Here is a 9,450-nt window from a genome sequence, read left to right on the forward strand (position 1 = left end):
GCGCACGACCGCGAGCGCGGCGAGCGCTTCAGCGTGCGCGCGGCCTGCGTGGTCAATGCGGCGGGTGTCTGGGTCGACGAGATCCGCGACCTCGACCGCGAACCCGGCACGCCGAGCCGCGCACCGATGGTGGCCCCGAGCCAGGGCGTGCACCTGGTCGTCGACCGCAGCTTCCTGCCGGGCGACCACGCGCTGCTGATCCCGAAGACCGCCGACGGCCGCGTGCTGTTCGCCGTGCCCTGGCTCGGCAAGACGCTGCTGGGCACGACCGACACGCCGCGCGACGACCTCGCGACCGAGCCGGCGCCGTTCCACGACGAGGTCGAGTTCATCCTGCGCGAGGCCGGCCGCTACCTGAGCCGCGCCCCGACGCGGGCCGACGTGCGCTCGGTGTGGGTCGGGCTGCGTCCGCTCGTGAAGCCGCCGGAAGACGACGGCGGCAACACCAAGGCCTTGTCGCGCGAGCACACCGTGCTGGTCGGCCGCTCGGGCCTGGTCACCGTGACCGGCGGCAAGTGGACCACCTACCGCGCGATGGCCGAGGACGTGCTCGCGCGCTGCGCCGAGGCCGCGCTGCTGCAGGCCCGGCCCGCGGGCGTCACCGTGCGCCTGCCGCTGGCGGGCTCGCCGGCCGAGGCATCGGTGTCATTGACGCGCAGCCCGGGCGAGGCGCGCTACGGCACCGACCTGCCGGCGCTGCGCGCGCTGCCCGGGGCCGACCACTGGCTGTGGCGCGACGGCGAGGGCGGGCTGACCGAGGCGATGGTGCGCTTCGCGGCACGCGTCGAGATGGCGCGCACCGTCGAAGACGTGCTCGCACGGCGCTGCCGGCTGCTGTTCCTCGATGCACGCGAGGCGCTGCGCATCGCGCCCGAGGTGGGCCGGTTGCTGCGCGAGGAGCTGGGGGAGGGCTTCGATGCCGCGGCATCGATCGGTGCGTTCGAAGCGCTGGCGGCCCGTTACCTGGAGCTGCCGTAGGGCGATCTGCCACGGCGCCAAGTCAAGCCGCAGCCGCATGCCCGGTGTCTGTGTCGGGGTGTGTCAGGGAGCGCGGGTCTTTGCCCATATAATCCCGAGGCTTTGCTGCTGACGACTGTCTTCTCCGCCATGACCGAACCCCTCGACCGTGGCGTAGCTCAAGAAGATGGCGCCGACGACCAGCCTTTCAAGACCCTGACGCGAGAAGAAGCGCAGGCCTTGCGAGGACGAATTCCCCAGGTGTCGCCCTGGAGGGTGGTTGCGGTGCAGGCGGTGGCGGGTTTGCTTTGCACGGCCATCGCGGTCGTCGTGACGCAATTGATGGGACAAGATTCTGGTGCTGCCTGGTCGGCGTTGTACGGCGCGGCGGCGGTGGTTCTTCCGGCAGCATTGCTCGCCAGGGGAATGACCCGAGGAACAGGAAACCCGGTGGCCGTGGCCGTCGGCTTCATGTTCTGGGAAATGTTGAAGATTGCAGTTGCCATCGCGATGCTGGTGATTGCAGCAAAAGTTGTGCCCAACCTCAGTTGGCCGGTGTTGCTGGTCACGATGGTGGTGTGCATGAAGGTGAACTGGTTGGCGCTGCTGTGGCGCCGCCGTTGATGGATACAGGGTTTCACGAATGACGACCGAAGGCCAAGAGCACGCCCCAAGCGCCGGTGAATACATCATTCACCACCTGCACCATCTGCAGAACAAGCACCAGGAAGGGGTCGTCGACTTCTCGGTGATCAACCTCGATTCGCTGTTCTTCACCGTGCTGCTCGGTGCCGTCGGCTGCTGGCTGCTGTGGCTGGCCGCACGCAAGGCCACGTCGGGCCGCCCGGGCCGCTTCCAGGCCGCCGTCGAGATCCTCGTCGAGATGGTCGACAGCCAGGCCAAGGGCATCGTCCACAACGCGCAGAGCCGCAGGATGGTCGCGCCGCTCGCGCTGACCGTCTTCGTGTGGATCTTCCTGCTGAACGCGATGGACATGCTGCCGGTCGACCTGCTGCCGTGGGTCAACGAGCACACCCTGGGCCTGCCGTACCTGCGCGTCGTGCCGACCGCCGACCTGTCGATCACGATGGGCCTGTCGCTGGGCGTGCTGCTGGTCTGCCTGTTCTACAACGTCAAGATCAAGGGCGCCGGCGGCTGGGTGCACGAGCTGTTCTCGGCCCCGTTCGGCGACAAGTGGTTCCTGTACCCGGTCAACTTCGCGATGCAGCTGATCGAGTTCGTCGCGAAGACCGTCTCGCACGGCATGCGGCTGTTCGGCAACATGTACGCCGGCGAACTGATCTTCATGCTGATCGCGCTGCTGGGTGGTGCCTGGAGCCTGTCGGGCACCGGCGTCGCGCTGTTCCTGCTCCACCTGCTGGCCGGTTCGGTGTGGACCATCTTCCACATCCTGATCATCACGTTGCAGGCCTTCGTGTTCATGATGCTGACCCTCGTCTACGTGGGCCAGGCGCACGACCACCACTGATCTTTCGCGGCAGATCGTTCTTTCTTCTTTCGTTCGTTTTTTCTACCAAACCTCAACAGGAGTCACCATGGAAGTCATTAGCTTTGTTGCCCTCGCCGCCGGCCTCATCATCGGTCTGGGTGCCATCGGCGCCTGCATCGGCATCGGCATCATGGGCAGCAAGTACCTCGAGTCGGCCGCTCGCCAGCCCGAGCTGATGAACGAACTGCAGACCAAGATGTTCCTGCTGGCCGGCCTGATCGACGCGGCGTTCATCATCGGCACCGGTATCGCGCTGTGGTTCGCCACCGCCAACCCGTTCCTGGCCCAGATCGCCAACCTGCCGAAGTAAGACGCGCCGGACCACCGGACATCTCCCTCTCATTCGTTCCAGAGGCAACACCGTGAGCATCAACGCTACGCTGATCGCGCAGATGATCGTGTTCCTGATCCTGGTCGGGTTCACGATGAAATTCGTGTGGCCGCCCATCGTGAAGGCACTCGACGAGCGTGCGCAGAAGATCGCCGACGGCCTGTCGGCCGCCGACAAGGCGAAGGCCGACCTGAGCGCCGCCAACCGCCGCGTCGAAGAGCAGCTCGCTGCCGCACGCAACGAGACCGCTCAGCGCCTGGCCGATGCCGAGCGCCTGGCCCAGGCGATGGTCGAAGAGGCCAAGACCCGCGCCGGCGAAGAGGGCGCGAAGATCGTCGCCGCCGCCAAGGCCGAAGCCGCACAGGAATCGGTGAAGGCCCGTGAGGCGCTGCGCGAGCAGGTCGCCGCGCTGGCCGTCAAGGGTGCCGAGCAGATCCTGCGCAAGGAAGTCAACGCCGGCGTCCACGCCGACCTGTTGAACCGCCTGAAGACGGAGCTCTGACATGGCCGAGCTCGCCACCATCGCCCGCCCGTACGCGGAAGCGCTGTTCCAGGTTGCCGGCAAGGGCGATCTGAAGCAGGCGTCCGAGCAGCTCGACGCGATCGCGGCCGTCGCCGCGAACGTGCAGATGCGCCAGTACGCCGACAACCCGAAGGCGACCGTCGACCAGGTGTTCGACGTGATCACCTCGGTCGTCAAGTCGCCGCTGTCGGACACCACCCGCAACCTGCTGCGCGCGGTCATCGAGAACGGACGCCTGGCCGCACTGCCCGAGGTGGCGGTGCAGTTCCATGCGTTGGTCAGCGAGCGCTCGGGCGTGTCGGAGGCCACCGTCTACAGCGCGTTCCCGATCGATGCTGCCCAGCTGCCGGCTGTGGTGGCCTCGCTCGAGAAGCGCTTCGGGCGCAAGCTCAYGGCCAGCGTGCAGCTCGAGCCCGAGCTGATCGGCGGCATCCGCGTGGTGGTCGGCGACGAGGTGCTCGACACCTCGGTCAAGGCCCGTCTCGAACAAATGAAGGTGGCGTTGACGGCCTGACCCGCAAGGGTCGCCCCGAAGCGACAGCATTCCAACCTGCTGGCCAGCGTGCCGCGGACCGGAGAAAGCAATGCAACTGAATCCCGCTGAAATTTCCGAACTGATCAAGAGCCGCATCGAAGGCCTGGCCGGTTCGACCGACATCCGCAACCAGGGCACCGTGGTCTCGGTGACCGACGGCATCGTCCGCATCCACGGCCTGTCGGACGTGATGCAGGGTGAAATGCTCGAGTTCCCGGCCGCCAAGGACAACCAACCGAGCTTCGGCCTCGCGCTGAACCTCGAGCGCGACTCGGTCGGCGCGGTGATTCTGGGCGAGTACGAGCACATCTCCGAAGGCGACACGGTCAAGTGCACCGGCCGCATCCTGGAAGTGCCGGTCGGCCCCGAGCTGATCGGCCGCGTCGTCAACGCGCTGGGCCAGCCGATCGACGGCAAGGGTCCCGTCAACGCGAAGCTGTCGGCCCCGATCGAGAAGATCGCCCCGGGCGTGATCGCCCGGAAGTCGGTCGACCAGCCGATGCAGACCGGCCTGAAGTCCATCGACTCGATGGTGCCGGTCGGCCGCGGCCAGCGCGAGCTGATCATCGGCGACCGCCAGACCGGCAAGACCGCCGTCGCGATCGACGCGATCATCAACCAGAAGGGTCAGAACATGACCTGCATCTACGTTGCGATCGGCCAGAAGGCATCGTCGATCAAGAACGTGGTGCGCGCACTGGAAGCCAACGGCGCGATGGACTACACCATCGTCGTCGCCGCATCGGCTGCCGAATCGGCCGCGATGCAGTACGTGTCGGCCTACTCCGGCTGCACGATGGGCGAGTACTTCCGCGACCGCGGGCAGGATGCGCTGATCGTCTATGACGACCTGTCGAAGCAGGCCGTGGCCTACCGCCAGGTCTCGCTGCTGCTGCGCCGCCCGCCGGGCCGCGAAGCCTACCCGGGCGACGTGTTCTACCTGCACAGCCGCCTGCTGGAGCGTGCAGCGCGCGTCAACGCCGACTACGTCGAAGCCTTCACCAAGGGTGAAGTCAAGGGCAAGACCGGCTCGCTGACCGCGCTGCCGATCATCGAGACGCAGGCCGGCGACGTGTCCGCGTTCGTGCCGACCAACGTGATCTCGATCACCGACGGCCAGATCTTCCTGGAAACCTCGCTGTTCAACGCCGGCATCCGCCCCGCGATCAACGCCGGTATCTCGGTGTCGCGCGTCGGCTCGTCGGCACAGACCAAGATCATCAAGGGCCAGTCCGGCGGTATCCGTACCGACCTGGCGCAGTACCGTGAGCTGGCGGCGTTCGCGCAGTTCGCCTCCGACCTCGACGACGCGACCCGCAAGCAGCTCGACCGCGGTGCCCGCGTGACCGAACTGCTGAAGCAGGCGCAGTACTCGCCGCTGCCGATCAGCCTGATGGGCGCGACGCTGTTCGCGGTCAACAAGGGCTTCATGGACGATGTGGACGTGAAGAAGGTCCTGGCCTTCGAAGCCGGCCTGCACCAGTTCCTGAAGTCCAGCCACGCCGCGCTGCTGAAGGGCATCGAGGACACGAAGGCGCTGAGCAAGGAAGCCGAAGCCGAGCTGTCGACTGCCGTCGCCGCCTTCAAGAAGTCCTTCGCCTAAGTCCAGCCACTGAAGGAGCTCCGTCATGGCAGCAGGCAAGGAAATACGCGGCAAGATCAAATCGGTGGAGAACACCAAGAAGATCACCAAGGCCATGGAGATGGTCGCCGCCTCCAAGATGCGCAAGGCGCAGGACCGCATGCGCCATGCGCGTCCGTACGCCGAGAAGATCCGCAACCTGGCGGCCAACCTGTCGACGGCCACGCCCGAGTACAAGCACCCGTTCATRGTCGGCAATGCCGATGCGAAGACGGTCGGCTTCATCGTCGTGACCACCGACAAGGGCCTGTGCGGCGGCCTGAACACCAACGTGCTGCGCGCCGTCACCGGCAAGCTGCGCGAGCTGGAAACGCAGGGCCTGGGCGCCGAGACAGTCGCCATCGGCAACAAGGGCCTGGGCTTCCTGAACCGCGTCGGCGCGAAGGTGGTCTCGCAGGCCACGCAGCTGGGCGACAAGCCGCACCTCGACAAGCTGATCGGCCCCGTCAAGGTGCTGTTCGATGCGTACGCCGAGGGCAAGCTGAAGCAGGTGTTCCTGTGCTACACGCGCTTCATCAACACGATGAAGCAGGAACCGGTCGTGATCCAGCTGCTGCCGCTCGCGGCCGACAGCCTGGTGGTCGACAAGGGCACGCACGGCTGGGACTACATCTACGAGCCGGACGCGCCGACCGTCATCGACGAGCTGCTGGTGCGCTACACCGAGGCCCTGGTCTACCAGGCGGTGGCCGAGAACATGGCCTCGGAGCAATCGGCGCGCATGGTCGCGATGAAATCCGCGACCGACAACGCCGGCAGCGTCATCGCGGAGCTGAAGCTGGTCTACAACAAGACCCGCCAGGCAGCGATCACCAAAGAACTGTCCGAGATCGTCGCCGGTGCGGCGGCGGTCTGACCCTGATTTGATTCAAAGGAAGAAACATGGCTGACGGCAAAATTGTTCAGTGCATCGGTGCGGTGGTGGACGTCGAGTTCCCGCGCAATGCCATGCCGAAGATCTATGACGCGCTGAAGATGGAGGGCTCGGCCCTGACCCTCGAAGTGCAGCAGCAGCTGGGCGACGGCGTGGTGCGCACGATTGCGCTGGGCTCTTCCGACGGCCTGCGCCGCGGCCTGACGGTGCGCAACACCGGCAAGGCGATCTCGGTGCCGGTGGGTCGCGCGACCCTCGGCCGCATCATGGACGTGCTGGGCTCGCCGATCGACGAGCGCGGCGAAGTCAGCCAGGAGCTGACCGCATCGATCCACCGCAAGCCGCCGGCCTATGACGAGCTGAGCCCGTCGCAGGACCTGCTGGAAACCGGCATCAAGGTGATCGACCTGGTGTGCCCGTTCGCCAAGGGCGGCAAGGTCGGCCTGTTCGGCGGCGCCGGCGTCGGCAAGACCGTCAACATGATGGAGCTGATCAACAACATCGCGAAGGCTCACTCGGGCCTGTCGGTGTTCGCCGGTGTCGGCGAGCGCACCCGCGAGGGCAACGACTTCTATCACGAGATGGCCGACTCCGGCGTCGTGAACCTGGAGAACCTGCCCGAGTCGAAGGTCGCGATGGTCTACGGCCAGATGAACGAGCCGCCGGGCAACCGCCTGCGCGTCGCGCTGACCGGCCTGACGATTGCCGAGTCGTTCCGCGACGAAGGCCGCGACGTGCTGTTCTTCGTCGACAACATCTACCGCTACACGCTGGCCGGTACCGAAGTGTCGGCACTGCTGGGGCGCATGCCTTCGGCCGTGGGTTATCAGCCGACGCTGGCCGAGGAAATGGGCCGCCTGCAGGAGCGCATCACCTCCACGAAGGTCGGCTCGATCACGTCGATCCAGGCCGTGTACGTCCCTGCGGACGACCTGACCGACCCGTCGCCTGCCACCACCTTCGCCCACCTGGATTCCACCGTCGTGCTGTCGCGTGACATCGCGTCGCTGGGCATCTACCCGGCCGTGGACCCGCTGGACTCGACGAGCCGCCAGCTCGACCCGAACGTGGTCGGCGAAGAGCACTACGCCGTCGCCCGCCAGGTGCAGGGCACGCTGCAGCGCTACAAGGAACTGCGCGACATCATCGCGATCCTGGGCATGGACGAACTGGCACCGGACGACAAGCTGGCCGTGGCACGCGCCCGCAAGATCCAGCGTTTCCTGAGCCAGCCGTTCCACGTCGCGGAAGTCTTCACCGGCTCGCCGGGCAAGTACGTGCCGCTGAAGGAAACGATCCGTGGCTTCAAGATGATCGTCAACGGCGAGTGCGACAGCCTGCCGGAGCAGGCCTTCTACATGGTCGGCACGATCGACGAAGCCATCGCCAAGGCGAAGACGATTCAGTAATCCGAAGGAAACAGCATGGCAACCCTGCATGTCGACGTCGTCTCTGCCGAGGAAGCCATCTTCTCCGGCGAAGCGAAGTTCGTGGCGCTGCCGGGTGAGAACGGCGAGCTGGGCATCCTGCCCCGCCACACGCCGCTGATCACCCGCATCCGGCCGGGCGCGGTGCGCATCCTGCGCGCCGACACCGGCGAGGAAGAGTTCGTGTTCGTGGCCGGCGGCATTCTCGAAGTGCAGCCGGGCACGGTCACCGTGCTGGCCGACACCGCGATCCGCGGCAAGGACCTGGACGAGGCCAAGGCGGCCGAGGCGAAGAAGATCGCCGAGGAAGCCGTCAAGAACGCGAAGAGCGACCTCGACCTGGCGAAGGCGCAGAACGAACTGGTGGCCCTGGCCGCCCAGATCGCCGCGCTGCGCAAGTACCGCAAGAAGTAAGGCCCACGGCCTCACGACGAACCCGCCCGGCGCAAGCCCGGCGGGTTTCGTCTTTCAGGGCTTCGCGGGTGCGGCCGGTGCGGCCGGCGGCGTGAACGGCTTCACCGTGCCGCAGTCGCTGCCCAGCCACCTGGCCGTCATCGTCATCTGCGTGCTGCGGGCCTGGCCCTTCATCGTCATCGTCGTCGAGGTCTTCACCGCGWAGCTCTCGGGGCTGGTGAACGTGACCTCGCCGTCGGTCTCCGAGGCGGTCGGCTCGCCGCAGCTCGAATGCCACTTCCAGACGCTGCCGCTGCGCGTGCCGAAATCGGTCTTGCAGCGCGTCTGCGCCTCCTGCCAGCGGCCCTGGTCCAGCGATTCCTTCGTGTGGCAGATCTTCATGCCGCCGTTCGGGCCGCCGCGTGCCTTCATCGCCGCCTCCATGCGGGCACGGGCTTCGGGCGGCATGTCCTTCATGCGCTGCGCCATGTCGGGCATCGGCTGGCCGTTCACGAGGCGTTCGCTCTGCACCTCCCACAGCCCCGGCTTGATCGGCGGCGCGCTCTGCGCCTGCACGCAGAGGCCGTGGCACGACAACAGCAGGCCCAGTGACGCAAGGCGGAAGCAGCGCATGGCGATCTCCTGACGCGGTAGGTGGGCCGATGATGGCACGCGGCAGGCGTCACACCAAGCGGCCGATCCCGTGCCCGATACTGCAGCGATGTCGCTGATCGATGAAGCCTTGCGGGCCGGCCATGCGCCGCCGCCGCGTGTGAATGCCGCACTGCAGCGCGTGCTGGTCGCCGGTGGCGGCGGGCCGCTGGGCTCGGCGCTGCTGGAGAGCCTGCTGTCGGTGCGCGCGTTTTCCCCCGTCAGCGTGCTCGTCACGCAGCCCACGCGCGCCGCGCTGCGCGGCCTGCGCACTGTTCTGTGGCCGCCAGGCACCGAGCTGCCGCCGGGCGACGAAGCGGTCGGCATCATCGTGTTCGACCGCGAGCGCCATGCCAATGGCCGCGAGCTGGCGTTCTACCGGCCCGAGCCGGCCCAGCTGCCCGCGATCGCCGCGCAATGGCGCGAACGCGGCGTGCGCCACCTGCTGGTCGTGATGCCGCACACGATGGCCAGCCTGCCCGATGCCTTGAAGCGCGGCCTCGCCAACCTCGACGAGCACGCGGTCGCGGCGCTCGGCTTCGAGCACCTGGTGTTCGTGCGCACCGCACAGGCCGGCGCGCACGAACGCATCAGCCACCCGGCGCAG

The 9,450-nt window shown here is 67.0% G+C and carries 12 protein-coding genes; 11 read left to right on the forward strand and 1 reads right to left on the reverse strand.

Going from position 1 to position 9,450, the window contains the following annotated elements:
- From AC1D15_RS09530 to AC1D15_RS09575, 10 genes are all read left to right on the forward strand, one after another.
- On the forward strand, positions 1-978 hold a 978-nt coding region (locus AC1D15_RS09530; RefSeq protein WP_477825791.1), incomplete at its 5' end, for a glycerol-3-phosphate dehydrogenase/oxidase.
- A 129-nt stretch (positions 979-1,107) separates the two neighbouring features.
- Complete coding sequence (locus AC1D15_RS09535) at positions 1,108-1,581, forward strand: ATP synthase subunit I (RefSeq protein ID WP_047501980.1); 474 nt, start codon at positions 1,108-1,110, stop codon at positions 1,579-1,581.
- Positions 1,582-1,600: 19 nt separating this feature from the next.
- Entirely contained in the window at positions 1,601-2,446 is an 846-nt protein-coding gene (atpB, locus tag AC1D15_RS09540) for a F0F1 ATP synthase subunit A (RefSeq protein ID WP_047501584.1), read from the forward strand.
- Positions 2,447-2,513: 67 nt separating this feature from the next.
- The gene (gene atpE, locus AC1D15_RS09545) at positions 2,514-2,777 is read left to right on the forward strand and encodes a F0F1 ATP synthase subunit C (protein WP_047501588.1); all 264 of its coding nucleotides are present in this window, start codon (positions 2,514-2,516) and stop codon (positions 2,775-2,777) included.
- 52 nt (positions 2,778-2,829) lie between these two features.
- Positions 2,830-3,300: a F0F1 ATP synthase subunit B gene (locus tag AC1D15_RS09550; protein WP_047501590.1), complete on the forward strand. Its 471-nt coding sequence runs from the start codon at positions 2,830-2,832 to the stop codon at positions 3,298-3,300.
- Between the two features lies 1 nt (position 3,301).
- A complete protein-coding gene (locus AC1D15_RS09555; RefSeq protein ID WP_477825792.1) occupies positions 3,302-3,835 on the forward strand; it encodes a F0F1 ATP synthase subunit delta in 534 nt (177 codons plus the stop codon).
- 70 nt (positions 3,836-3,905) lie between these two features.
- Positions 3,906-5,459, forward strand: a complete 1,554-nt coding sequence (atpA, locus tag AC1D15_RS09560; protein ID WP_047501594.1) for a F0F1 ATP synthase subunit alpha — start codon at positions 3,906-3,908, stop codon at positions 5,457-5,459.
- Positions 5,460-5,484: 25 nt separating this feature from the next.
- Positions 5,485-6,354, forward strand: a complete 870-nt coding sequence (atpG, locus tag AC1D15_RS09565) for a F0F1 ATP synthase subunit gamma (protein ID WP_477825793.1) — start codon at positions 5,485-5,487, stop codon at positions 6,352-6,354.
- A 26-nt stretch (positions 6,355-6,380) separates the two neighbouring features.
- Complete coding sequence (gene atpD / locus AC1D15_RS09570; protein ID WP_047501597.1) at positions 6,381-7,781, forward strand: F0F1 ATP synthase subunit beta; 1,401 nt, start codon at positions 6,381-6,383, stop codon at positions 7,779-7,781.
- 15 nt (positions 7,782-7,796) lie between these two features.
- The gene (locus tag AC1D15_RS09575; protein WP_047501599.1) at positions 7,797-8,213 is read left to right on the forward strand and encodes a F0F1 ATP synthase subunit epsilon; all 417 of its coding nucleotides are present in this window, start codon (positions 7,797-7,799) and stop codon (positions 8,211-8,213) included.
- Positions 8,214-8,267: 54 nt separating this feature from the next.
- On the opposite strand, the gene AC1D15_RS09580 is transcribed toward AC1D15_RS09575, so the two are convergent.
- The gene (locus AC1D15_RS09580; protein WP_477825794.1) at positions 8,268-8,825 is read right to left on the reverse strand and encodes a DUF3617 domain-containing protein; all 558 of its coding nucleotides are present in this window, start codon (positions 8,823-8,825) and stop codon (positions 8,268-8,270) included.
- 70 nt (positions 8,826-8,895) lie between these two features.
- Here AC1D15_RS09580 and AC1D15_RS09585 point away from each other — a divergent pair.
- Positions 8,896-9,450: Rossmann-fold NAD(P)-binding domain-containing protein (locus tag AC1D15_RS09585; RefSeq protein ID WP_477825795.1), on the forward strand; the 555-nt coding region annotated here is incomplete at its 3' end.

The sequence above is a fragment of the Rhizobacter sp. P2_H2 genome, assembly GCF_056403375.1.

Coding starts and splice junctions, on each gene's coding strand:
- atpB (WP_047501584.1), top strand. CDS start 1,601: ATGACGACCGAAGGCCAAGAGCACGCCCCAAGCGCCGGTGAATACATC.
- AC1D15_RS09535 (WP_047501980.1), top strand. CDS start 1,108: ATGACCGAACCCCTCGACCGTGGCGTAGCTCAAGAAGATGGCGCCGAC.
- AC1D15_RS09575 (WP_047501599.1), top strand. CDS start 7,797: ATGGCAACCCTGCATGTCGACGTCGTCTCTGCCGAGGAAGCCATCTTC.
- atpD (WP_047501597.1), top strand. CDS start 6,381: ATGGCTGACGGCAAAATTGTTCAGTGCATCGGTGCGGTGGTGGACGTC.
- atpE (WP_047501588.1), top strand. CDS start 2,514: ATGGAAGTCATTAGCTTTGTTGCCCTCGCCGCCGGCCTCATCATCGGT.
- atpA (WP_047501594.1), top strand. CDS start 3,906: ATGCAACTGAATCCCGCTGAAATTTCCGAACTGATCAAGAGCCGCATC.